16 protein-coding genes, 2 rRNA genes and 1 pseudogene (1 of these 19 only partly in view) are annotated in these 24,481 nt (G+C 70.4%); 5 read left to right on the top strand and 14 right to left on the bottom strand.

Annotated elements, in window-relative coordinates:
- Positions 1 to 72: 72 nt before the first annotated feature.
- Genes ACQP2Y_RS07760 through ACQP2Y_RS07745 form a run of 4 tightly spaced genes read right to left on the bottom strand, consistent with a single transcriptional unit; the run spans position 73 to position 5,705 of the window.
- Complete coding sequence (locus ACQP2Y_RS07760) at positions 73 to 2,025, bottom strand: TIGR03960 family B12-binding radical SAM protein (protein ID WP_433725877.1); 1,953 nt, start codon at positions 2,023 to 2,025, stop codon at positions 73 to 75.
- Between the two features lie 20 nt (positions 2,026 to 2,045).
- Entirely contained in the window at positions 2,046 to 2,390 is a 345-nt protein-coding gene (locus ACQP2Y_RS07755; protein ID WP_360828370.1) for an STAS domain-containing protein, read from the bottom strand.
- Positions 2,387 to 4,897, bottom strand: a complete 2,511-nt coding sequence (locus ACQP2Y_RS07750; RefSeq protein ID WP_433725874.1) for a SpoIIE family protein phosphatase — start codon at positions 4,895 to 4,897, stop codon at positions 2,387 to 2,389. The genes ACQP2Y_RS07755 and ACQP2Y_RS07750 overlap by 4 nt, the downstream gene beginning before the upstream one ends.
- A 4-nt stretch (positions 4,898 to 4,901) precedes the next feature.
- A complete protein-coding gene (locus tag ACQP2Y_RS07745) occupies positions 4,902 to 5,705 on the bottom strand; it encodes an alpha/beta fold hydrolase (RefSeq protein WP_433725872.1) in 804 nt (267 codons plus the stop codon).
- A gap of 198 nt (positions 5,706 to 5,903) precedes the next feature.
- Between ACQP2Y_RS07745 and ACQP2Y_RS07740 the strand changes: the two genes are divergently transcribed.
- Positions 5,904 to 7,286: a hypothetical protein gene (locus ACQP2Y_RS07740; protein ID WP_433725870.1), complete on the top strand. Its 1,383-nt coding sequence runs from the start codon at positions 5,904 to 5,906 to the stop codon at positions 7,284 to 7,286.
- 9 nt (positions 7,287 to 7,295) lie between these two features.
- Positions 7,296 to 8,765 (top strand): cryptochrome/photolyase family protein, encoded by a 1,470-nt coding sequence (locus tag ACQP2Y_RS07735; protein ID WP_433725868.1) that lies wholly within the window; start codon positions 7,296 to 7,298, stop codon positions 8,763 to 8,765.
- On the opposite strand, the gene ACQP2Y_RS07730 is transcribed toward ACQP2Y_RS07735, so the two are convergent.
- From ACQP2Y_RS07730 to ACQP2Y_RS07715, 4 genes and pseudogenes are all read right to left on the bottom strand, one after another.
- Positions 8,762 to 9,433, bottom strand: coding sequence for a lysophospholipid acyltransferase family protein (locus tag ACQP2Y_RS07730; protein ID WP_433725866.1), 672 nt, complete (start codon positions 9,431 to 9,433; stop codon positions 8,762 to 8,764). The genes ACQP2Y_RS07735 and ACQP2Y_RS07730 overlap by 4 nt on opposite strands.
- Before the next feature lie 145 nt (positions 9,434 to 9,578).
- Positions 9,579 to 12,695, bottom strand: coding sequence for an isoleucine--tRNA ligase (ileS, locus tag ACQP2Y_RS07725; RefSeq protein WP_433725864.1), 3,117 nt, complete (start codon positions 12,693 to 12,695; stop codon positions 9,579 to 9,581).
- A gap of 223 nt (positions 12,696 to 12,918) precedes the next feature.
- Positions 12,919 to 13,178: pseudogene (locus ACQP2Y_RS07720) on the bottom strand (alkaline phosphatase D family protein); the annotation flags it as partial.
- Entirely contained in the window at positions 13,154 to 13,300 is a 147-nt protein-coding gene (locus tag ACQP2Y_RS07715; RefSeq protein WP_433725862.1) for a hypothetical protein, read from the bottom strand. The gene ACQP2Y_RS07715 and the pseudogene ACQP2Y_RS07720, both read right to left, overlap by 25 nt.
- 144 nt (positions 13,301 to 13,444) lie before the next feature.
- Between ACQP2Y_RS07715 and ACQP2Y_RS07710 the strand changes: the two genes are divergently transcribed.
- Positions 13,445 to 13,885, top strand: a complete 441-nt coding sequence (locus ACQP2Y_RS07710) for a carboxymuconolactone decarboxylase family protein (protein ID WP_360825079.1) — start codon at positions 13,445 to 13,447, stop codon at positions 13,883 to 13,885.
- 6 nt (positions 13,886 to 13,891) lie between these two features.
- Here the strand turns inward: ACQP2Y_RS07710 and ndk are convergent, their stop codons facing one another.
- Positions 13,892 to 14,308 (bottom strand): nucleoside-diphosphate kinase, encoded by a 417-nt coding sequence (gene ndk, locus ACQP2Y_RS07705; RefSeq protein WP_212992765.1) that lies wholly within the window; start codon positions 14,306 to 14,308, stop codon positions 13,892 to 13,894.
- Positions 14,309 to 14,466: 158 nt separating this feature from the next.
- Between ndk and ACQP2Y_RS07700 the strand changes: the two genes are divergently transcribed.
- Positions 14,467 to 17,442 carry a VOC family protein gene (locus tag ACQP2Y_RS07700; protein ID WP_433725859.1) on the top strand — a complete coding sequence of 992 codons (2,976 nt, stop codon included), beginning with the start codon at positions 14,467 to 14,469 and terminating at the stop codon, positions 17,440 to 17,442.
- Between the two features lie 66 nt (positions 17,443 to 17,508).
- Here the strand turns inward: ACQP2Y_RS07700 and ACQP2Y_RS07695 are convergent, their stop codons facing one another.
- From ACQP2Y_RS07695 to ACQP2Y_RS07685, 3 genes are read right to left on the bottom strand one after another with little or no spacing between them, the layout of a single operon-like run.
- Positions 17,509 to 17,895, bottom strand: a complete 387-nt coding sequence (locus ACQP2Y_RS07695; RefSeq protein ID WP_433731817.1) for a DUF4233 domain-containing protein — start codon at positions 17,893 to 17,895, stop codon at positions 17,509 to 17,511.
- 29 nt (positions 17,896 to 17,924) lie between these two features.
- The gene (locus ACQP2Y_RS07690; protein WP_433725857.1) at positions 17,925 to 19,250 is read right to left on the bottom strand and encodes a bifunctional folylpolyglutamate synthase/dihydrofolate synthase; all 1,326 of its coding nucleotides are present in this window, start codon (positions 19,248 to 19,250) and stop codon (positions 17,925 to 17,927) included.
- Entirely contained in the window at positions 19,247 to 21,886 is a 2,640-nt protein-coding gene (locus ACQP2Y_RS07685) for a valine--tRNA ligase (protein ID WP_433725855.1), read from the bottom strand. Before ACQP2Y_RS07685 ends, ACQP2Y_RS07690 begins: the two co-directional genes overlap by 4 nt.
- A gap of 116 nt (positions 21,887 to 22,002) precedes the next feature.
- On the opposite strand from ACQP2Y_RS07685, the gene ACQP2Y_RS07680 reads away from it, so the two are divergent.
- Positions 22,003 to 22,671 carry a hypothetical protein gene (locus ACQP2Y_RS07680; protein WP_433725853.1) on the top strand — a complete coding sequence of 223 codons (669 nt, stop codon included), beginning with the start codon at positions 22,003 to 22,005 and terminating at the stop codon, positions 22,669 to 22,671.
- A 350-nt stretch (positions 22,672 to 23,021) separates the two neighbouring features.
- On the opposite strand, the gene rrf is transcribed toward ACQP2Y_RS07680, so the two are convergent.
- Together rrf and ACQP2Y_RS07670 are read right to left on the bottom strand one after the other, a co-directional pair.
- A 5S ribosomal RNA gene (gene rrf / locus ACQP2Y_RS07675) occupies positions 23,022 to 23,138 on the bottom strand.
- Positions 23,139 to 23,264: 126 nt separating this feature from the next.
- A 23S ribosomal RNA gene (locus ACQP2Y_RS07670) occupies positions 23,265 to 24,481 on the bottom strand (it continues 1,896 nt past the right edge of the window).

Below are 24,481 nucleotides of genomic sequence, written 5' to 3'. Positions count from 1 at the left end.
GAAGGCGGATCCGCTGCACGACCGGGGCCTGGCCGCCCACCGGCTGATTCTTGGCGATGGTATTTCTCCTGGTCAGTGCGTATGCGCGGGCGAGCGCAGCCCGTTCGTCGGGGTGAGCGGGAGCAGCTTCTTGCCGGTCGGGCCGATCTGGATCTCGGTGTCCATGGACGGGCAGACGCCGCAGTCGAAGCACGGGGTCCAGCGGCAGTCGTCCTGCTCGAACTCGGTCTTGGAGTCCTGCCAGTCCTGCCAGAGCCAGTCCTTGTCCAGCCCGGAGTCCAGGTGGTCCCAGGGCAGCACCTCGAGCTGCTCGCGCTCGCGGGTGGTGAACCAGTCCAGGTCCACGCCGAAGGCCGGCAGCGTCTCCGCGGCCGCCTCGACCCAGCGGGCGTACGAGAAGTGCTCGCTCCAGCCGTCGAAACGCTGGCCTTTGTCCCAGGCTCGCCGGATCACCGCACCGACCCGGCGGTCGCCGCGCGAGAGCAGTCCCTCGATCAGCGACGGCTCGCCGTCGTGGTAGCGGTAGCCGATGGCCCGGCCCAGCGACCGGTCACTGTTGATCTCCTGCTTGAGCATCCGCAGCCGGTTGTCGATGACCTCCGGCCGTTCCATGGCCGCCCACTGGAACGGGGTGTGCGGCTTGGGCACGAACGCGCCGATGGAGACCGTGCACTTGATGTCCTTGGTGCCGGTGGCGATCCGGCCGGCCCGGATCACCTCGTGCGCCATCCGGCCGATCTGCAGCACGTCGTCGTCGGTCTCGGTGGGCAGGCCGCACATGAAGTAGAGCTTCACGCTGCGCCAGCCGTTGGAGTACGCCGTGACGACCGTACGGATCAGGTCCTCCTCGGTCACCATCTTGTTGATGACCTTGCGGATCCGCTCCGAGCCGCCCTCGGGAGCGAAGGTGAGCCCGGTGCGACGCCCGTTGCGGGACAGCTCCTGGGCCAGGTCGATGTTGAATGCGTCCACCCGGGTCGAGGGCAGCGACAGCGAGACGTTGGTGTCCGCGTACTGCTCGGCCAGGCCGGAGCACATGTCGCCGATCTCGGAGTGGTCCGCGCTGCTCAGCGACAGCAGGCCGACCTCGGAGAAGCCGGAGAACTCCAAGCCCTCCTTGACCATCTGGCCGACCGTGGTGATCGAGCGCTCGCGCACCGGGCGGGTGATCATGCCGGCCTGGCAGAACCGGCAGCCCCGGGTGCAACCCCGGAAGATCTCCACGGCGTACCGCTCGTGCACGGTCTCGGCCAGCGGGACCAGCGGCTTCTTCGGGTACGGCCAGGCGTCGAGGTCCATGGTCGTGCGCTTGTGCACCCGGAACGGCACGTCCGGGCGGTTCGGCACGATCCGCTGGATCCGGCCGTCCGGCAGGTAGTCGACGTCGTAGAAGCGCGGGACGTAGATGCTCTCGGTGCGGGCCAGGCGCAGCAGCAGCTCGTCGCGGCCGCCGGGGCAGCCCTCGGCCTTCCACTCCCGGATGATGCCGGTGATCTCGAGGACCGCCTCCTCGCCGTCACCGAGCACGGCGGCGTCGATGAAGTCGGCGATCGGCTCCGGGTTGAAGCTGGCGTGGCCGCCGGCGAGCACGATGGGGTGGTCGACGGTGCGGTCCTTGCTCTCCAGCGGGATGCCCGCCAGGTCGAGGGCCGAGAGCATGTTGGTGTAGCCGAGCTCGGTGGCGAACGAGAGGCCGAGCACGTCGAAGGCGTGCACCGGGCGGTGGGCGTCGACCGTGAACTGCGGGACGCCGGCCTCCTTCATCAGCGCCTCGAGGTCGGGCCAGACCGCGTACGTGCGCTCGGCCAGCACGTCGGGCTGCTCGTTGAGCACCTCGTAGAGGATCTGCACGCCCTGGTTGGGCAGGCCCACCTCGTACGCGTCGGGATACATCAGCGCCCACCGGACCGTGGTGGCGTCCCAGTCCTTGACTACGGCGCCGAGCTCGCCGCCCACGTACTGGATCGGCTTGCTGACCCGGGGCAGCAGCTGCTCGAGCTGCGGGAAGACGGAACTTACGCTCATGGGGCCCTAGGGTACGCGGGTCAGCGCCCCAATTCGTCCGCGGCCCGGTCCAGGTCGGTGGCCAGGAGATCATCCCGGAACGCGCACAGCTGCAGGGTCATCCGCGCCGCGCCGGTCGCGCCGACCACGAGCCGGATCGGTGTGCCCTGCAGGTCGAGGTCGCCGACGAGCGCGTCGAGCAGCCGCACACCGGCGCTGTCCAGGAACGACACCGCCGTGAGGTCGATCACCACGGCGTCGGCCCGGCCGGTCTGGCGGACGATCTCGCGGCCGATCTCCGGGGCGTTGGCCAGATCGATCTCGCCCGCGAGCCGGACCAGATCGGCCTGACCCAGTTTGGCGAAAGTCACCCATTGCTCGGTCATCGTCGCGCTCCCCGGCGGATCCGCCGCATGGACACCATGGTCCCGTCGACGTGGTCGAACGCGACGGTGTCCATCACCTGGCGGATGAGCTGCAGGCCGCGGCCCCGCGCGCCGCCCGGCTCGGGATCGGCCCACACGCCCCGGTCGGTGATCCGGACGTCGACCGTGTCCGGCGACACCGTGGCGACGACCTCCACCAGGCCCAGCGGGTTGTCCCGGTAGCCGTGCTCTATGGCGTTCGCCACTGCCTCCGAGCAGGCCAGCAGCACGGCCTGCGCGCTCTCGTCGTCGACAGCATGCGCGACCAGCCAGCCGCGCAGGTCCTTGCGCAACAGGGCGATCTGCACCGGGTCCGCGCCGATGGTGCGTTCCAGCCGCTGCTCGGTGCCCAGCGCCAGGCACAGCAGGCAGACGTCGTCGGCGTGCTCCTGGCCGACGAGCATGTCGGCGATGGACGCGGTCAGCCCGGGCAGCGGCGAGTCCCGCTTGCCGGCGTACGTGCGGGCCAGCAGCTCGAAGCCGGCGTCGATGCGGCGGGTGCGGCGCTCGATGAGGCCGTCGGTGTAGAGCAGCAGCCGGCTGCCCGGCGCCAGCTGCGTCCGGTGCTCGATCCGCGCCTGGCGGGCGGCGCGCGAGCCCAGTGCCCCGGAACGGGCGTCAAGTAGGTAGCGAGGTGGCTCGCCGGGCTCGGTGAGCAGCGGCGGCAGGTGGCCGGCGCAGGCGTAGACCATCTCGTTGGCCGACAGGTCGACCTCGGCGTACGCGACCGTGGCCATCCGGGCCGACTCGACCCGTTCGACGAACCGGTCCAGGCGTTCCAGCAGCCGGGCCGGGCCCGCCTCGGCCGAGGCCAGCGCGCGGATGGCGCTGCGCAGCTGGCCCATGGTGGTGGCCGCGTCGATGCCCCGGCCGACCACGTCGCCGACGACCACGGCCAGCTTGTCCGGCGTGATCAGGAAGGCGTCGAACCAGTCACCGCCGACCTCGAGGTCGTGCGCGGCGGCCTGGTAGTGCGTCTCGACCGCGAACCGGGGGTCCGCGGGCAGGTCACCGGCGAGCAGACTGCGTTGCAGGGTCCGGGCGATGGCCCGTTCCTGCTCGTAGAGGCGGGCGTTCTCCAGGGCCAGCCCGGCCCGGTCGGCCAGGTCCCGCAGGAAGACCGCCTCGGCCGCGGCCGTACGCCGCTCCGGGGCCATCCGCAGCGCGAGCGTGCCGAGCACCCGGCCGTTCGCGACCAGGGGCAGCACCGCGCACCCGGCGTCGAACTCCTTGTCGTCGCTGAGCTGCGCCTCGCCGTCGAGCAGCACCTGGGCGACCCGCTCGGCCAGCCGCTGCGGGTCGGGTGCGGGCCCACCGGCCTCGGCGACCAGGCCGGCCGGGCCGACCTGGAGCCGCACCGCCGCCCACTCGGCGATCTCGGGGACCGTGCGTTCGACCAGCAGGCGGGCCCGCGGCATGAGCCGGGACTCGACCTCCAGCGCCCGGGTCGTCGCGGCCAGGAAGACCGCCAGCGCCTCGCGCCGGCGGGCGTCGTCGTACAGCCGGGCCCGGTCCAGGGCCTGACCGGCCTGGTGGCCGAGCAGCCGGACCACCCGCAGCTCACTGTCGGTGAGCTCGCGCGGCTCGGCGAAGTCGAACCCGAGCACGCCGAGCACCTCGACGGCGGCGGGGTCGGCGGTGGGCGCCGCGGTCAGCGGCAGCAGCACCACCATGGCCCGCTCGGTGCGGCGCATGGTGACGGCCAGCTCCGGGAAGTGCTCCTGCGCCTCGTCGAGCGAGCCGACCACGTGCAGGTCGCCGCGCCGGGCCACCTCGGCGATCACCCGCGACGACCCGCGGGGGATGTCGTCGCCGGTCAGGGCGGCCGACTCGGTGCCGGCCACGGCCGTGAGCTGGTCCCGGTCCGGGTCGGCCAGCCAGACCGTCGCCGACGCGGCGCCGAAGGCCGGCCCGGGCGCGCGGACGACGGCGTCGGCCACCTCCGCCGCGGTCGGCGCGGCGGCGAGATCGGCCACTATCTGCTGCAGCGCGCGGACCCGCCGCTCGGAGGCCTCGGCCGCCCGCCGGGCGGCCAGCAGCTCCTTCTCGTAGCCGCGCCGCTCGCTGGCGTTGAAGATGGTGGTCCGGATGACCCGCGGCATCCCGTTCGGGTCCCGGCCGAGGCTGGAGTTGACCAGGATCGGCAGCCGCTCACCGTCGGCGCGCATCAGGTCGAAGGCCACCTCGTGGACGTCGTTCTGCATGCTGAGCAGGGGCGCGTAGTGCGTCTCGTGGTAGATCTTGTCGCCCGCGCTGAGCAGATCCCGGAACCGGCGCTGCCCGATCAGCTCGCCGCGGACGTAACCGGTCCAGGCCAGGAACGTCTCGTTGACCTTGACGATGGTGCCGTCGGGCAGCGTCGTCAGATAGCCGCAGGGCGCGTACTCGTACAGGTCCCCGGGATCCTCTTCCCAGGGGACCCGTAGATCCTGCGTCACGTCGGGCCCACCGCCACCGTTCTCCGTCATCGCTCTACAGAAAGGTCCTGATCGCGGCGATGGTCTCGGCGGGAGCGCTGAGGTTGGGGCAGTGCCCGGTCGCGTTCATGGCCACCAGTGTGCTCCCGGGGATGTTGCTGTGCACGTAATCGCCGACCACGGCCGGCGCGATGACGTCGTCGGCGCACTGCAGGATCAGCGTGGGGATCCGGACCTGGCCCAGGTCCTTGCGGTTGTCGGACATGAACGTGACGTGCGCGAACTTGCGGGCGATCTCGGGGTCGGTGGCACAGAAGCTGTTGGTCAGCTCCTGGCTCAGCTCGGGCCGGTCGGAATTGCCCATGATGACCGGGGCCATGGCGCTCGACCAGCCCAGATAGTTGCTGTCGAGCGACTCCAGCATGGCCTCGATGTCGCTGTGGTCGAAACCGCCCTGGTAGTCGCCGTCGTTGATGTAGCGCGGGGACGGGCCGACCAGGACCAGCTTGGCGAAGCGGCCGGGCTCACGGTTGGCCGCGAGCACGCCGATCATCGCGCTGACCGAGTGGCCGACAAAGATGACGTCCCGCAGGTCCAGCTCGTGGATGATCTCGAGGATGTCCTCGGCATAGCCGTCCAGGGTCGAGTACCGCTGGTCGTCGTACGCGCTCAGGTCGGAACGGCCGGCACCGACGTGGTCTAGGAGCACCACCCGGTGGGTGTCCAGGAACGCGGGTGCGACGGAGCGCCACATGTTCTGGTCGCAGCCGTACCCGTGCGCGAACATCATCGGCTGGGCGTGGGCCCGGCCGGTCACGGTCACCGCGTTCCGCTCAGTCGCCTTCTTCGCACTCACCACCGGGTCACCATACGACTCCGCACCGTCCGGCACATCGCCCCGGGTGTCCGTTCTCGCGTTTGGTCCGCAGCGCCGGCGAGCCGCCACGGCCGTCGATCCGCGGCCTCGATCTTCGCCGATGGGTGGCGGCCCGTCTCTAACCTGGCGGAAGACGCCCGGCACCCGGGCCCGGGGCGAGCAGCGGAAGGAGATCGACGGATGACCGAGCAGCAGCCGGAGAGTCCGGCCGCCGGGACCCCGCCGAACACCACCCCCGACCCCACCCGCGTCGAGGGAGCGCCGGGCGCGGCGGCGGAGACCAGAGCACGCGGCGCGGCGGAGGAGACAAGAGCGCGCGGCTCGGCGGCCGTGCCGCCGCCGGTGCCCAAGCAGGCGTGGTGGTCGCGCCGCCGCACGCAGGCCGACGCCGACGAGCCGCCGCCCCCGGCCGACCCGTGGGCGGACAGCGAGGACTGGTCCACCACACCCGCGGTCGACCCCTGGGCCGACCAGGACACCCCGTGGCAGGCGGAGATCCCGTTCCCGGAGGCGATGCCGCCGACCCGGATCGACAGCCCGCTGCCGCCGACCCGGATGCAGGCCCCGCTACCACCGACCCGCTCGGAGCCGCCGCTCCCACCCACCCGCTCAGAAGCGCCGCTGCCGCCGGCCCGCTCAGAGGCGCCGCTGCCGCCTACCCGGATGCAGCCGCCGGCCGGGAGCCCGCCGGCGAGCGATCCGGTCCCGGCCCCACCGCCTTCGGCCGCGGGAGCAACCCCCACGGCCGGAGATCCACCGCGACGCCGCCGCTGGGGCCGCAAGAACCGTGCGAACCAGACACCCGAGCCCCCGGCCAACCGCCTCCCCGTCCAGTCCCGGCCCCCGGCCCCCTCCCCCTGGGTCCCACCGGCTCCGTCAGGTCCGGCCCAGCAGCGGCCGATCCCGCAACGGGCCACCCAGCAGCGGCCGGTCCAGCAGCGCCCGGCACCCGGCTGGCCGGGACAAGGCGGTCCGGCCGGCAAGGGCCCGCCGCCCCCGCCCCGGCGCAAACGCCGCTGGCCCCGGAGACTGGCCATGTTCACGCTGATCAGCGCCATCTGCTGCTGCGGCGTACCGGCCTATCTCGCCTGGCCCGCCGCCCAGCAGTATCCGGTCTCGGCGGCCCTGCCCCAGTCGGTGGCCGACCTGGCTCTGCGCGACGACGGCGCCAGCCGGCGGGCCGTCGAGAAGCTCTCCGAGCAGCTGAACGGCACCAACCTGGTCCAGGGCGACGTCTTCGCCGGTGTCTACGCCGACGGCAACGGCAAGCGGGTGACCATGTTCGGCACGACCGGGCTGCGGCTCACCCCCGAGTCCGACGTCGAGGCCGAGATCACCCACCTGAGCAGCGAGTACGCGATCAAGGACATCCAGTCCTACGACCTCGGCGAGACCGGTGTGCACGAGCGCTGCGGCGTCGGCCGCTCCGGGGGCAAGGCTGTCGTCGTCTGCGCCTGGGCCGACCACGGCAGTCTCGCCACCGTGCTGCTGACCAGGCGTTCCGTGGAGGAGAGCGCGGATCTCACGGGTGTCCTGCGGAATGCGGTGCTCACCCGCGGGTAAGAAGGCGGCATGACCCGCCGCTGGCTGTTCGCGGACCAGCTCGGCCCGCACTTCCTCGACGACCCCGCCCAGCCGGTGCTGCTGGTGGAGTCCAAGGCGGTGTTCCGGCGCCGGGCGTTCCATCGGCAGAAGGCCCACCTGGTGCTGTCCGCGCTGCGGCACCGGGCGGCCGAGCTCGCTGACCAGGCCGTCTTCGTGCGGGCCGAGACCTACGCCGAGGCGGTACGCGACCTCGGCGAGCCACTGAGCGTCTGCCACCCGACCTCCCGCGCGGCCCGCGGGCTGGTCCAGCGCCTCGGCGCCGAGCTGCTGCCGCCGCGCGGCTTCGTGACCGCCCCGCCGGAGTTCGTCGCCTGGGCCAACGGCCGGCGCGGCCTGCGGATGGAGGACTTCTACCGCGACGCCCGGCGCCGCCTGGACATCCTCATGGACGGCACCGAACCGGCCGGCGGCACGTGGAACCTGGACGCGGAGAACCGGGAGCCACCGCCGCGCGGCGTCACCCGGCTCGACGTCGAGGAGCCGCCGGAGATCCGCGAGGACGACATCGACGCGGCCGTCCGGGAGGACCTGGACCGCTGGGAGCGCGACGACGGCATCACTTTCATCGGCCGTGACGGTCCGCGGCTGTTCCCGGCGACTCGCGCCGAGGCGGTCGAGCGGCTGCGGCACTTCGTCGGGCACCGGCTGCCGGCGTTCGGGCCGCACGAGGACGCGATGCTGGCCGGGGACCCGTTCCTGGCCCACAGCCGGCTCAGCGCCGCGTTCAACCTGGGTCTGCTGGACCCGTTGGAGGCCGTCGAGCAGGCCGAGGCGGCGTACCGCGGGGGGCGGGCCGGGCTGGCCAGCGTGGAGGGCTTCGTGCGGCAGTTGATCGGCTGGCGCGACTTCGTCTGGCACCTGTACTGGTACTTCGAGCCTGGTTACCGGCGCGCCAACGAGCTCAAGGCAAGCAAGCCGGTGCCGCGCTGGTTCGCCGAGCTGGACGCCGACGCGGTCGAGGCCCGGTGCCTGTCGGACGTGCTGGCCGGGGTCCGCGACCGCGGCTGGGTGCACCACATTCCCCGGCTGATGGTGCTCGGCAACTACGCGATGCAGCGCGGCTGGCGGCCGGGGGCGATGGCGGACTGGTTCCACCGGGCGTTCGTCGACGGCTACGAGTGGGTGATGACCGCCAACGTGGTCGGCATGAGCCAGTACGCCGACGCCGGCCGGATGAGCACCAAGCCGTACGCGGCCGGCGGGGCGTACATCAACCGGATGAGCGACTACTGCGGCGGCTGCCGGTACGACCCGAAAGTGCGCGTCGGTGACGATGCGTGCCCGTACACGGCCGGCTATTGGGCTTTCCTGGACCGCCACGAGGAGCAGCTGGCGAACAACCACCGGATGCGCCGGCCGATGCAGGGCCTGCACCGGCTGACCGACCTGGAAGCACTGGTCGAGCAGGAGCAGGCCCGTGGCTCCCGGGCTCCTTAGGAAGACTGGCGCGGGGGTGCGTACCTGGGCACGTACTCCTGGCCGGTGAGCTTCTGGATCTCGGCCATGACCTCGTCGGTCAGCGCGCGCAGCGCGGTGCGGTCGTCGCTGCGGCCGACCGTGGGGATCGGCGTGCCGAACTTGATCGTGACCTGGCCCTTGCCGGGGCGGGGGAAACGCTGCCCGATCGGCTGCACCTTGTCCGTGCCGAGCATGCCGACCGGGATGATCGGCACGCCCGCCGCGACGGCGAGCCGGGCCACGCCCGTACGCCCGCGGTAGAGCCGGCCGTCCGGGGAGCGGGTGCCCTCGGGGTAGACCGCGACCATGTCACCGGCCTTGAGCACCGGGATCGCGCCGTCGAAGGCGGTCAGCGCGGCCCGGCCACCGCCGCGCTCGACCTTGATCGCGCCGAGGCCGTGCATCACGAACTTGGTGATGCTGCCGCCGATGCCGCCGCCGCGGAAGTACTCGGCCTTGGCCCAGAACGCGATGTGCCGCGGCACGACAGCGCCGAGGAACAGCTCGTCGGCGACGGACAGGTGGTTGCCGGCGAAGATCGCGCCGCCGGTCCGGGGGATGTGCTCGAGACCTTCGACGTGCGGCCGCCAGCCGAGCGTCATCGCGTGACCGACAGTGACTTTGCCGATCGAGTAGAGCAGCGGCAACGTGTTCCTCCGGGCGGGGACTGCGGGAGATGCGGGGGGCGATGTGAGATTAACGGAAACAGCCCGGAAAACTCCCGTCGAGCGGCCGCTTCCCGGCTCGGCATTTACCGCGCAATGCGGCAAATGCCGAGCCAGGAGGCAGGACTCACACCGTGCGGGTGACCGATACCGTTACCGTTTCGCCGTCGCCGACCTCACCGCTGAAGCCGGTCACGGCCTCGTCGAGGGTCAGCGCGGTCGCCAGCGTCTCGGCGGCGACGAAGTCCCGGTGGACGTCGACGGCCGCGGCGACCACGGGCGACGCCGCGATCCGCAGGGCGATCCGGTCGGACACGTCGAGGTCGGCGTCGCGGCGGGCCTGCTGCACGACCCGGATCAGGTCGCGGGCCAGGCCCTCGGCCGCCAGCTCGGGCGTGACCTCGGTGTCGAGCAGCACCACGCCCCGGCCGGCCGGCAGCGGCGCCGAGTTCTCCGCGTCGGCGGCGATGAGCTTCAGCTCGTACTCGCCCTCCTGCAGGGTGACGCCCGCGGCGACGGGCGCGCCGTCGACGAGCTCCCAGTCGCCGGCCTTGACGGCCTTGATGACGACCTGGACCTGCTTGCCCAGGCGCGGGCCCAGGGCCCGCGGGACCACGGTCAACACCTGCTGGGAGTACGCGGCCAGATCGGCACTGAGCTGCACATCCTTGACGTTGACCTCGTCGGCGAGCAGGTCCGCGAACGGCCGCAGCGCGTCGGCGTCGGGGCTGGCCACGGTCAGCTTGGCCAGCGGCAGCCGGACCCGCAGCGCCTTGGCCTTGCGCAGTGACAGCGCCGCCGAGGCCGCCTCCCGGATCGCGTCCATGGAAGCCACCAGCTCCGGGTCGGCGGGGAACGCCTCGACCGTCGGCCAGTCGGTCAGGTGCACCGAGCGCTCGCCGGTCAGGCCACGCCAGATCTCCTCGGCGGTCAGCGGCGCGAGCGGCGCCACCACCCGGCACAGGGTCTCCAGCACCGTGGCGAGGGTGTCGAACGCGTCGGCGTCGCCGGCCCAGAAACGGTCCCGGGAGCGGCGCACGTACCAGTTGGTCAGCGCGTCCAGGTACGAGCGCACCGACGCGGCCGCGCCCGAGATGTCGTACTCGTCGAGCTGGCGGGTGGTGTCCGTGACGAGCTCGCTGGTCTTGGCCAGGATGTAGCGGTCCAGCAGGTGCGTCGAGTCGGTGCGGAACCGGGCCTCGTGACCGGCGGCGTTGGCGTACAGGCTGAAGAAGTACCAGACGTTCCAGGCCGGCAGCAGCACCTGGCGCACCGAGTCCCGGATCGCGGTCTCGGTCACCGGCATGTCACCGCCGCGCAGCACGGGCGACGACATGAGCATCCAGCGCATCGCGTCCGAGCCGTAGGAGTCGAACACCTCGTAGACGTCCGGATAGTTGCGCAGGCTCTTGGACATCTTGCGGCCATCGGCGCCCTGCAGGATGCCGTGGCTCAGGCAGTTGCGGAACGCCGGCCGGTCGAACAGGGCCGTGGCCAGCACGTGCATGGTGTAGAACCAGCCGCGGGTCTGGCCGATGTACTCGACGATGAAGTCGCCCGGGTAGTGGTGCTCGAACCAGTCCTTGTTCTCGAACGGGTAGTGCACCTGCGCGAACGGCATCGAACCGGACTCGAACCAGCAGTCCAGCACCTCGGGCACCCGGCGCATGGTGGACTGCCCGGTCGGGTCGTCCGGGTTGGGCCGGGTCAGCTCGTCCACGTACGGCCGGTGCAGGTCGGTGACCTCGACGCCGAAGTCCGCGCTGAGCTGCTCGAGCGAGCCGTAGACGTCGACCCGCGGGTAGGTCGGGTCGTCGGACTTCCACACCGGGATGGGCGAGCCCCAGAACCGGTTCCGGCTGATCGACCAGTCCCGGGCGTTGGCCAGCCACTTGCCGAACGAGCCGTCCTTGATGTGCGCCGGCGTCCAGGTGATCTCCTGGTTGAGCTCGACCATCCGGTCCCGGAACTTGGTCACGGCCACGAACCACGACGACACAGCCTTGTAGACCAGCGGCGTGTCACAGCGCCAGCAGTGCGGGTACGAGTGCGTGTACCCCTCGTGCCGCAGCACCACGCCCCGGGACTTGAGCTCGGCGGTGATCGGCTTGTTGGCGTCGAAGACCTGTACGCCCTGGTAGTCGGGCACGAGCGCGGTGAACCGGGTGTGGTCGTCGACGGTCACGATGGTCGGGATGCCGGCGGCGTTGCAGACGTTCTGGTCGTCCTCACCGAAGGCGGGCGCCTGGTGCACGACGCCGGTGCCGTCCTCGTCACTGACGTAGTCGGCCGCCAGCACCTGGTACGCGTTCGGGCCGGCCTGCTCGACCAGGAAGTCGAACATCGGGGTGTAGCGACGCCCGGCCAGCTCCCGGCCCAGCACCGTCCCGACCTGCTCGTATCCGTCGAGCTCCTTGGCGTAGGCGGCCACCCGGGACGCGCCGACGATCAGGCGCGAGCCGTCCTTCTCCAGGATCGCGTACTCGATGTCCGGGCCGACGGCCAGCGCAAGGTTCGACGGCAGCGTCCACGGCGTGGTGGTCCACACCGCGATCCGCTCGCCGGTCTCCAGCTGGAAGGTGACGGTCAGCGCCGGGTCGGTCCGGTCCCGGTAGACGTCGTCCATCCGGGTCTCGGTGTTCGACAGCGGCGTCTCGCACCGGAAGCAGTACGCGAGCACCCGGAAGCCCTCGTAGATCAGGCCCTTCTCGTGCAACGTCTTGAAGGCCCACATGACCGACTCCATGTAGCTGGGGTCGAGGGTCTTGTAGTCGTTGCCGAAGTCCACCCAGCGGGCCTGGCGCGTGACGTAGCGCTCCCAGTCCTTGGTGTAGGCGAGCACGGAGGTCCGGCAGGCGTCGTTGAACTTGTCCACGCCGAGCTCGAGGATCTGCGCCTTGGTGGTGATGCCGAGCTGCTTCTCGGCCTCGACCTCGGCGGGCAGCCCGTGGGTGTCCCAGCCGAAGCGGCGCTCGACGTGCTTGCCGCGCATGGTCTGGTAGCGCGGGACCAGGTCCTTGACGTAGCCGGTGAACAGGTGGCCGTAGTGCGGCAGCCCGTTGGCGAACGGCGGGCCGTCGTAGAAGACGTACTCGTTGCTGCCGTTCTCCCCGGCCGGGCGCGCGTCGACGCTGGCCTCGAAGGTCTTGTCGGCGGCCCAGTGCTCCAGCACGGCCCGCTCGACCGCGGGCAGGTCGGGGCTCGCCGGAACGCCGGCGGCGTCGGTGTGCTTGGGATAAGCCATCGGTGGTCACTCCTCGAGCAGTGCACTTGCGTGGACTGCGAGGACGAGCCGGAGCCCGCGGTACCACCTCGCTTGACGGCCCATGGGGTCGCCCGCTCGTTCGCCGGCTGGGGTGCGGGCCGGTGTCCGCCCGGTTCTACTGAGGCGCACGCGCCTGTTCTTCCGGAGGCTCCCCGGTGATGGCCGGATCAACGCCTGACTACACAACGATACCGGCCGTCATTTGTTCCGCGGCTTCGGCAGGGTGGTCGACGGCCTGCGGGGCGTTCACGAAGACCGCCTCGGGGCCGAACGTGCCGTCCAGCGCGTTGGGCACTCCAGCTCCCGGCCCAGCGGCGCGCCCGGGTCGCCCTGGGCCACCCCCTCCTGGGCCGCCGGGCCGTCCGGCACGACCACGCCCAGCGGCAGGTCGTTGGCGATCACCTTCCAGGTGGCCCGCGACCTGCGCAGGCCGCGGATCAGCCACTCACGCTGCTCGGCCCCCGTGGGTGAGCACGGGACGCTGCGCCGACCGGCCGGGCGAAGACCGGCCCGGCGGGCAGGACACCGAGTACGCCGCCGGCCACCCCGGCCCGCAGCAGGCTACGCCGATCGATGGAGGTCATACCGGCAGGCTCTCGGGACCAGGTGAAGCCCGGGCGGGACCGAGATGGACGGCGGCCGAAGATCAGACGGCCGGCTGCGCCCCCTGTCACGTCCTTCGCCGCTGTCTCGTCCTGACGGTGTACACCACGACCACAGGAGGATTCATGCCCCGCTTGGCGATCGACAAAGTCGCACCGGCTGCGTACCGGGCCGTCTACGGCATGGAGCAGTACTGCCGCGACCGCGTCGACCCCACCCTGTACGAGCTGATCAAGCTGCGCGCCTCGATGGTGAACGGCTGCTCGTTCTGCACCGACATGCACAGCCGCGAGGCGCTGGCCGCCGGCGAGTCGAGCCGGCGCCTCTTCGCCGTCGCGGCCTGGCACGACGCCCCGTTCTTCAGCGAGCGGGAGCGGGCCGCGCTGGCCCTGACCGACGCGGTGACCCGCCTCGGCGAGCACGGCGTCCCGGACGAGGTCTGGGCGCCGGCCGCCAAGGAGTTCACCGAGGAGGAGCTGGCCGATCTGCTGATGGCCATCGCCACGATCAACGTGTGGAACCGGCTGTCGATCGCGATCCAGAACGAACCGCCGCTGGAGGTCTGAGGCTGCTCAGAGCTCCGGGAACCACAGGGCGAGCTCACGCTTCGCACTGTCGGGGGAGTCGGAGGCGTGGACCAGGTTTTCCCGGTTGGACAGCGACAGGTCGCCGCGGATCGTGCCCGCGGCGGCCTTGCGCCCGTCGGTGGCGCCGACCAGGGCCCGGACGACCGCGATGACCTCGTCGCCGGAGAGCACCAGCGCGGCGAGCGGCCCGCTGGTCATGAACTCCTTGAGCGGCGGGTAGAAGGCCTTGTCCACGTGCTCGGCGTAGTGCTGGTCGGCCAGCTCGGCGTCCATGGTCCGCACGACCAGCGCGTCGATCGTGAGGCCCTTGCGCTCGAACCGGCCCAGGATCTCCCCGAGCAGGCCGCGCCGCAGCGCATCGGGCTTGACGAGCACGAGCGTGCGCTCGGTGGCAGTGGACACCGGTAGTTCCTCCTGGGTAGGACGTGGCAAGCCGACACGCCGGTCGGGAGGTCAGCCTATCGGTACCGGATCGGGCGCGAGCGGCAACCGCCCGGTAGCGCACTTTCCACGGGCGGTCGCGGCTACGTAACCTGACGGGTACACCCGGGAGGTCCACTGTGGCGAACCAGAACGGCCGGCCGATCGCTCCGGCCCGCAAACTCGTGGCGGCGGTCGTCGGCACGATCGCGGTCTTCGTGATGCTGTTCGGGCTCGGCATGTCGAGCTGGGCGATCGTCGCGCTGGGCCTGGCGATGCTGATCCTGGCGATCGCGCTGGGCATGGTCAACGTGGTCCGGCGCGGCGCCCGCGCCTGGGTGGCAGGATCAGCGCAGGTCAAGGCCATCTCGGAACCGCCGGCAACGGCGATCTACGGCCGCGCGGAGTTGCAGATAGTGATCGTGGCCCCGGGTCTGCCGACGTCGGAGGTGACGGTCCGCGACCCCCGCGTCCCGGTGGCCAAATGGCCGCGGGTGGGCGACACCCTGCCGGTGACGGTGGACGTCGACGACATGCGCCGCGTCCGCATCAACTGGGACGAGGCGGAAACGTACGATCTGGGCACCCAGAACGTCCCCCCGACGTACTACGAGGAAGACCTGCCGGACGACGACCTGCTGGGCGGCGAACCGGAACCCCCGCCGTGGGCGACCCGAGACCGCCAGTGGGGCCGCGGCCCGGACGAGCCGCCACCCCCGCCGCCGCCGTCGCCGCGCCTGGGCGACCTGGACGGCCCGCCCCCGCCACCCCCGCAGGCAGGCCTGCTGGACGAACCACCACCGCCGGTGATCGTCCGCGACTCCCCCGGCGGCCCGATCGTCGAGGGCCAGCTGGTGGAGCCGGACTACGATTACACGACGCCGCTGCCGCAACGCGCCCGCACCGCGACGGCCTCGCCGCCGCGCCCGGCGGAAAAACCCCGCCCGAGACCAAGACCGCACGCGACAGCAACCATGGACCCGGAAGACGACGGTACGGGCACAGAGCCGACAGAAGCAGCACCGGACCAAGCCCCCACGGCATCCTCCCGGCCGCCCTCGGACTCAGTGGCTTCAGACCCAGTGGCTTCAGACCCAGTGGCTTCAGACCCAGTTGCTTCAGAACCAGTGGCTTCAGACTCAGTGGATGAGGACCCGGCGCAGCCGGTGCCCGCCCAGCGCAGCCGGGAGCAGGACCCGGAGATCGACCTGCCCCTGGACGGCGACCCGGAACCACCCCCGGAGCAGACCCGCGCGGCGCGGGCGGCGGTGGACGAGGACATCATCGCCCCGCCGGCGACCGACCGCGCGGGCCGCGTCCTGGACGCCGAGGACGACCTTCTCGGGGATCTGGAACCGCCGCCGTGGGAGGTCCGCGCCCGGCAGCCGGAATCCCAGAGCGAGACTCCACCGCCGCTGGTCACCGAGGAACCGCCGCCGGCTGCGGAACCCCGCCCGACGCCCCGGCCGCGCCCACCAGACAACGCGCCACCAGTTGCGGACGACCTCCCACGCAGTGCTGGCGAGCCACGCAGCACGGCGCAGACGACCGGCCTGGCAGCGGCTGCGGGGGCGGTGGTGGCTGCGGGGTTGGCGGCTTTGGGCAATGCGTTCCGCGGCAAGAAGCAAGAAGAAGCTCGCCCTACCCCCGACGCCCCACGCCCAGCGTCTCGGCGTCCGGAGCCACCTAGCCCAGCCGAGCCGGTTGCGGCCACCGGCTCGGTGTCGGCCACCCAGCCGCCGCCGGATGGTCTGGACCCGGCGGCGGCGCTCAGCCCTCCCTCCGAGCCCGCTACCGCTCCCCGCCCAGCCACCTCACCCAGCGCGGCCGCCGCCGGCACAGCCGCCGCGGCCGGCGCGGCCGCTCCGGACGTGGAGCCGGCCAATGCTCCGCGGTCGGCTGCCGAGCCCGGTCCGAGCGCCGGCACCGCCGCCTACTCCGGCCGGTCCACGGATGAGCCGGCTGCCGAAGCGCCGGCCGCACCTCGACCCACCGACTCGCCTGCCGTTGACCGCGCCTCCGAAGCGGAATCAACCTCCGCCCCAGGCCCCGGCGCAGTCTCCGCTACCCGTTCAGCTCCCGCGCCAAGCTCTACCCCGGCCCCGGCCCCGGCCCCGGCCTCTGACCGTGCCGCCCAGGCCGGGTCCGGCTTCGCGTCCGAGTCCGGCGCCGCGTCCCGGTCCGGCGCCGCAGCCGAATCCGGCGCTGCATCTGGTCCCGCGGTCGCGACCGGCCCCGATGCTCCATCGGGCGGCCCTGCCGCAGCCGGTTCCGCCGCCGCACCGGGCTCAGCGACCACCGCAGCCGGCTCCGGCGCTGCATCGGGCCCAGCGGCCACCGCAGCCGGTCTCGGCGCTGCATCGGGCGCAGCGGCCACCGGAGCTGTCTCCGCCACTCACCCCAGGCCGGCAGCCTCAGGAGCTCCCGGACAGGTCTACGCCTCCCCAACCGCCTTCGGCCCGGGCGGAGGCTCCGGCACCGGCAACCCCGAGGACACCAGACCCCGACCGGAACCCACCCCGATCCGCCCCGGAACCGTCTACGCCGCCGCAACCACAAGCGAACCCACCCAGCAAAACCCCGCACCCGCCGCCGCCCAGCCGAAGCCCCTAACTCCCACCCCCGCCGGAGGGACGTCACCGAAGCGAGGAAGGCCCTGGGCCGACCTCGAAGGCGGCTTCGAACCCGACGAGCGCGCCGACGACCTGATCACCGCCTACCCGAGCGCCCGCCCCGGCCCGGCCGGCGCGATCCACGGCGTAGGCATCACGGTGCTGGTCACCAACCTCGAACGCTCAGTGGCGTTCTACCGCCAGCTGCTGGGCTTCTACGAAATCGACAGCGGCTCAGGCGGCGCAGTGCTCGCCTCCGGCGACACGAGGCTGGTCCTCCGCACGGTCCCCGACCTGTCCGGCGTGGCCGGCCGCCTGATCTACCTCAACCTGGAGGTGGGCGACGTCGAGGCGGTCTACGAGGAGCTGAAGGCCAAGGGCGTGAAGTTCGTCCACGGCCCCCGCCCGGTGAACCGAGGCGACAGGCTCGAACTCTGGGCAGCCTCCTTCCACGACCCCGACCAGCACAACATCGCCATCACCCAGTGGCGCGCCATCCGCTGACCAAGCCGTCGCCGGTCCACCCGCCCACCGCAGCGGGTGGACCCACAGACCCGGCCGCGACCGCGGCTAGCCCAGGATCTTGTGCCGTACCGACGTCGCGTAAGCCCAGGTCAACCCGAAGATCAATCCCAGCGCCGCAAGTGACCAGTGCAGCAGCCCGGACGCCAGCAGCAGCACCTGCAACCCCGTACCCGCATGCCAGGCCCAGCGGCGCCGCATGCTCCCGGCCACCAGGGCCGCGACCACCGCCAGGGCCACCACCACTCCGATGCCCCAGCCGCTGAGATCTCCGCCCATGATCCGGATCGGCTGGATCGCCAGCAGCAGGACGATCGCTTCCAGAGCGAGCGTGCCCGCCCCCAGCCCCCGTACCGCTGCCTCGGGATTGCGCAGCCCGGACCGCCGCGGCTCGTCGCCCTCGACCCCGGCCGGCGCCTCCTCGGGCGACGGCACGGGCGAGGCCGGCTCCGGCGGCGGCGTGGTCACTTCTTGAGGAGCTTCCGCGCGTCGGCGACGGTGACGATGGACCCGGTGATCAGCACCGCGACGCCGCTGTGCTCACCGTCGGTGTCCGATTCGGCGAGCACGACCGCTTCCTCGATGGCGTCGGGCATGTTCTCGGTGATCGTCACCCGGTCCTCGCCGAAGATCTCTTCCGCGATCTGAGCCAGCTCGTCGACCGGCATCGCCCGGGGTGAGCTGTTCTGCGTCACGACGAGCCGGGCCGCGACCGGCTCCAGCAGCTCGAGCAGGCCGGCCACGTCCTTGTCGCCGAGCACGCCGACCACAGCGACGAGGTGACGGAACGAGAACTCCTCCTCGAGCGCGGTCACGGTCGCCGCCATGCCGTGCGGATTGTGCGCACCGTCGAGCAGGATCGTGGGCGCGCTGCGTACCCGTTCGAGCCGGCCCGGCGAGTCGACCCCGCCGAAGCCTTCCCGGACCAGGTCCGAGTCGAGCTGCTTGGCCGCGCCCGCGCCGAGGAACGCCTCGACCGCAGCGAGCGCGAGGGCGGCGTTCTGCGCCTGATGGGCGCCGAAGAGCGGCAGGAAGATCTCGTCGTACACGCCGCCGAGCCCCTGCAGCGTCAGTACCTGACCGCCGACCGCCTGGTCCCGCCGGATGACGCCGAACTCACTGCCCTCGCGGGCGACGGTCGCACCGACCTGTGCCGAGCGTTCCAGCAACGGCCGCATCGCATCCTCGGTCTGCAGCGCGCTGATGACGGTGGCGTCCTTGTGGATGATGCCCGCCTTGGCCCAGGCGATGTCCTCGATCGTGTCGCCGAGCCATTCGGTGTGGTCGAGCCCGATCGGCGTGATGACGCAGACGCCGGCCTCGAGGACGTTGGTCGCGTCCTCCTCGCCGCCGAGGCCGACCTCGACCACGGCAATGTCCACGGGCGCATCGGCGAACGTCGCGTACGCCAGCGCTGTGGTCATGTCGAAGTAGGTGAGCGGCTCAGCCGACCGCTCGTCGATCAACTGGGCCAGCGGGGCCACCTCGTCGTAGACGGCAGCCAGCCGCTCCTCGGAGATCGGCTCACCGTCGAGGCTGATCCGCTCCCGGACCGTCTCCAGGTGCGGGCTCGTGTAGCGACCGGTGTGCAACCCGTGCGCACGCAGCAGGCCGTCGATCATCCGAGCCGTGGACGTCTTGCCATTGGTCCCGGTGAGGTGGATCGACGGGTACGCCCGCTGCGGACTACCGAGCACGTCCATCAGGTCACGGATCTTCTGCATGTCGAAGGCCATGCGGGTGAAGCCGCGCCCGTCGAGCGCGGCAATCACCTCTCGGTATGTGCTCATGACGAGGGCAACACTTTCAGGGCCGCCGCAATTCTCGCGAGGTCAGCTTCGGCCGTGGCCAGCCGATCCTTGATCTTCGCGACGACCTGTTCGGGCGCCTTGCCGACGAACGCGTCGTTGTCGAGCTTGGCCCGGCACTGCGCCGCTTCCTTCTCGGCGGCGGCGCGGTCCTTGTCCAGTCGGGCCCGCTCGGCAGCGACGTCGATGGTGCCCCGGGTGTCGAGGTCGACGGTGATGCCACCGGTGACCGCGAGGGTCGCCGTGGCCGAGAACTCGGGCGTCGGGGCGTCGAGCCGGGCCAGCGCGCGGATCAGCGGCTCGTGCACGTCGATGCCGACGTTACCGAGGCCGGTGAGCGCGGCGCTGACCCGCTGACCCGGGCGCAGGCCCTGGTCGGAGCGGAAACGCCGCACCTCGGTGACGACCTTCTGCAATGCGGCCAGCTCCTCCTCGGCCACATCGTCGACACGAGCCTGGTCGGCAACCGGCCAAGCAGCGACGACAACAGACTCGGCACCGGTCAGCACGGTCCACAGCTCCTCGGTGACAAACGGAATCACCGGGTGCAACAGACGCAACAGCTGGTCAAGAACGTGCCCGAGCACCCGGCGCGAGCGCGCAGCCTCGACGCCGTCCGTGGCCAGCACGGGCTTGCTGAGCTCCACGTACCAGTCGCAGACGTCGTCCCACGCGAAGTGGTAGAGCGTGTCACAGGCCTTGGCGAACTCGTACGTCGCGAGCTGCTCGTCGACCTCAGCGATGACGTGCTGAAGCCGCGACAGGATCCACTTGTCGACGCTCGACAGCTCCGCCGACGCCGGCAGCTCGCCCTCGACCGTGGCCCCGTTCATCAGCGCGAAGCGCGTCGCGTTCCACAGCTTGTTGCAGAAGTTGCGCGAGCCCTGGCACCACTCCTCGCTGATCGGCACGTCGGAGCCGGGGTTGGCGCCGCGGGCGAGCGTGAAGCGGGTGGCGTCGGCGCCGTACCGGTCGATCCAGTCCAGCGGGTCGACGGCGTTGCCGAACGACTTCGACATCTTCTTGCCGTGCGCGTCGCGGACCAGCCCGTGCAGGGCCACCACGTCGAACGGCTGCACACCGTCCATCGCGTACAGGCCGAACATCATCATCCGGGCGACCCAGAAGAAGAGGATGTCGTAGCCGGTGACCAGGACGCTGGTCGGGTAGAACTTCGCCAGCGTCTCGGTCTGCTCCGGCCAGCCCATGGTCGAGAACGGCCACAGCCCGGACGAGAACCACGTGTCGAGCACGTCCTCGTCCTGGCGCCAGCCGTCGCCGGTCGGCGGCTGCTCGTCCGGTCCGACGCAGACGACCTCGCCGGCCGGGCCGTACCAGACCGGGATGCGGTGCCCCCACCACAGCTGGCGCGAGATGCACCAGTCATGCATGTTGTCGACCCACGCGAAGTACCGTTTCGCCAGCTCCGGCGGCTCGATGGTGACCCGGCCGTCCCGGACGGCGTCGCCGGCCGCCTTGGCAAGGGGTCCGGTGTTGACGAACCACTGCAACGACAGCCGCGGCTCCACGGTCGTCTTGCACCGCGAGCAGTGCCCGACCGAGTGCTGGTAAGGCCGCTTCTCGGCGACAATGCGCCCCTGCTCACGCAGGGCAGCAACAATCGCGGGCCGAGCCTCATACCGATCAAGACCCTCAAACGGCCCCGGTACGGTGACGACGGCCCGCTCATCCATGATCGTCATGCTCGGCAGGTCGTGCCGCCGGCCGATCTCGAAGTCGTTCGGGTCGTGCGCCGGCGTGACCTTGACGGCACCCGTACCGAAAGCGGGGTCGACGTGCTCGTCGGCCACGATCGGGATGCGCCGCCCGGTGAGCGGAAGCTCGACCTCGGTGCCGATCAGGTGCTTGTAGCGCTCGTCGTCGGGGTGCACGGCCACCGCGGTGTCACCGAGCATCGTCTCGGCCCGGGTGGTAGCAACAACGATCGCGTTGTCGCCGTCGCCGTAGCGGATGGAGACGAGCTCACCGTCGTCGTCGGTGTGCTCCACCTCGATGTCACTGAGCGCGGTGAGACAGCGCGGGCACCAGTTGATGATGCGCTCGGCACGGTAGATGAGGCCGTCGTCGTACAGCTGCTTGAAGATCGTCTGCACGGCCTTGGAGAGGCCCTCGTCCATGGTGAACCGCTCGCGGCTCCAGTCCACGGAGTCGCCGAGCCGGCGCATCTGGCCGGTGATCGCGCCACCGGACTCGGCCTTCCACTGCCAGACCTTCTCGACGAAGGCCTCCCGGCCCAGGTCGTGGCGGGAGACCTGCTGGGCGGCGAGCTGCCGCTCGACGACGTTCTGGGTGGCGATGCCGGCGTGGTCCATGCCGGGCAGCCACAGCACCTCGAAGCCCTGCATCCGCTTGAAGCGGCTGAGGGTGTCCATGATGGTGTGCTCGAGGGCGTGGCCGACGTGCATGGAGCCGGTCACGTTGGGCGGCGGGATGACGATGGAGAAGGGCGGCTTGTCACTAGCCGGGTCCGCCGTGAAGTAGCCGGCCGATACCCACTGCTCGTACCGCCGCTGCTCTACCTCGCCCGGCTGGTACTGGGCGGAAAGGCCACCGGTGGGCCGGCTGTCGGGGGTACGGGTGTCGGTTGCTTCGCTCACCCGACAAGTCTACGGAGCCCGTCCGGGAAGCCTGCGATCGCACCGCCTCCCTGTGGACAAGGGTGGGTCTGTGGACAACGCCCGGCGCTGGATCGACGAGTTGTTAGGCTCGCACGATGTCCGAACGCCCTGGCTCCGCTCCGCCACCCGAGGCAACACCGGTGGAGATCGCCGCTGACCCGTTCCCCCTCACCGAGTCCACCGGTGAGGAAAAGGAGGAGCGAGCGCCCAGGTCAAGGACCAAGACCATCGTCCTGAGCTCACTGCTGGCGGTCAGCCTGGCGGGTGCATCCGTCCTCGGGTACGTGGGCTGGCGCATCGCCTCGCAGAAGGACGCGACTCTGACTGTCCCGGCAAAGGTCGCAGGGCTGACTGTCGACAGCACTGACGAGGGCCGCAGCACAGCGGACTACCTGCAGACGGCCTTGTCAGCGGACGTGGCCTTGGACCGGGCAGTTGGAGCGGTGTACACGGACGGCTCAGCAAACGACGTCCTCTTCTTCGGCGGCACAACGCTGTTCTGGACGCCGGAAGATGATCTGGTGACGGCGTTTGATCTGGTCTCCGACGAGCAGGGTTCGGTGACCGGGCTGCACGACGTGCCGGCCGGCCCGCTCGGCGGCACGATGAAGTGCGGGACGACGAAGGCGGACGGGGCGGACATGCCGGTATGCGGCTGGGCCGACCACGGCAGCCTGGCTCTGGCGATGTTCCCGGGCCGCACGGTCGATGACTCAGCGAAGCTGTTCAGCGAGATCCGGGCCGCCGCCCAAACTCGCAACTGAGCGGGCTTTCTGCAGCTGGCCGTAATAGCCGCGGCGCGGCTCAGCGATGATCGGCTCTGTTCCCGGAACGCTCTTGCGGCCAATCGAAACCCTCCGCGCGGCGAATCCACGATCCCCGGTCCGCGCGGGGGCCTACCGGCATGACAGTCACCCACGCAGGTCACTAGCCCCCGCAGTATTGCCCGGCCCGGACCGCAACAGCGCCCAAGCCACCGCCAACCACAGGCTGACCGGCGCCGGCCGGAAGCCCTAGGAACGCAAAAAGAGCCCACCCCGGACCGGGGTGAGCTCCAAAAGGGGATATAGAAAAGGCCCACACCATCACTGGTGTGGGCCTTTCCCAACGTTAAGTCCGGCGGCGTCCTACTCTCCCACACCCTCCCGAGTGCAGTACCATCGGCGCTGGAGGGCTTAGCTTCCGGGTTCGGAATGAGACCGGGCGTTTCCCCTCCGCTATAACCACCGAAACAGCTATCAGCGACACAACACTCCCTGCACCCCCAGAACCAAACCAACGTTCGGCTTGTTCCCTGGGGTGGGGTGGTTGTTTGCTGTGAATCACACAGTGGACGCGGTCGAACATCAAGTTTGGTGTAGTTAAGCCCTCGGCCTATTAGTACCGGTCGACTGAACCTATTACTAGGCTTACATCTCCGGCCTATCAACCCAGTCGTCTAGCTGGGAGCCTTACCCACTCAAGGTGGTGGGATACCTCATCTCGAAGCGAGCTTCCCGCTTAGATGCTTTCAGCGGTTATCCCTTCCGAACGTAGCCAACCAGCCGTGCCCCTGGCGGGACAACTGGCACACCAGAGGTTCGTCCGTCCCGGTCCTCTCGTACTAGGGACAGCCCTTCTCAAGTATCCAACGCGCACGGCGGATAGGGACCGAACTGTCTCACGACGTTCTAAACCCAGCTCGCGTACCGCTTTAATGGGCGAACAGCCCAACCCTTGGGACCTGCTACAGCCCCAGGATGCGACGAGCCGACATCGAGGTGCCAAACCATCCCGTCGATATGGACTCTTGGGGAAGATCAGCCTGTTATCCCCGGGGTACCTTTTATCCGTTGAGCGACACCGCTTCCACTCGCAAGTGCCGGATCACTAGTCCCGACTTTCGTCCCTGCTCGACCTGTCAGTCTCACAGTCAAGCTCCCTTGTGTACTTACACTCAACACCTGATTGCCAACCAGGCTGAGGGAACCTTTGGGCGCCTCCGTTACCTTTTAGGAGGCAACCGCCCCAGTTAAACTACCCACCAGACACTGTCCCTCGACCCGATCAGGGCCGCAAGTTAGATACCCAAATCCAACAGAGTGGTATTTCAAGATTGCCTCCACCCGAACTGGCGTCCGGACTTCACAGGCTCCCACCTATCCTACACAATTACATTCGGATACCAATGTCAAGCTATAGTAAAGGTCCCGGGGTCTTTCCGTCCTGCCGCGCGTAACGAGCATCTTTACTCGTACTGCAATTTCGCCGGGCCTGTGGTTGAGACAGTGGGGAAGTCGTTACGCCATTCGTGCAGGTCGGAACTTACCCGACAAGGAATTTCGCTACCTTAGGATGGTTATAGTTACCACCGCCGTTTACTGGCGCTTAAGTTCTCCGCCTCGCCCCGAAAGGCTAACAGGTCCCCTTAACGTTCCAGCACCGGGCAGGCGTCAGTCCATATACATCGTCTTACGACTTGGCATGGACCTGTGTTTTTAGTAAACAGTCGCTTCCCCCTGCTCTCTGCGGCCATACCACGCTCCACCCGCAAGGGGCTTCACGCGTCCGGCCCCCCTTCTCCCTAAGTTACGG

This window comes from Actinoplanes sp. CA-051413 (assembly GCF_050955795.1).
In the GTDB taxonomy this organism is placed as follows: Bacteria; Actinomycetota; Actinomycetes; order Mycobacteriales; family Micromonosporaceae; genus Actinoplanes.
Note: the sequence above shows the minus strand (reverse complement) of the source record. Positions and strands in the feature narration are given on the sequence as shown.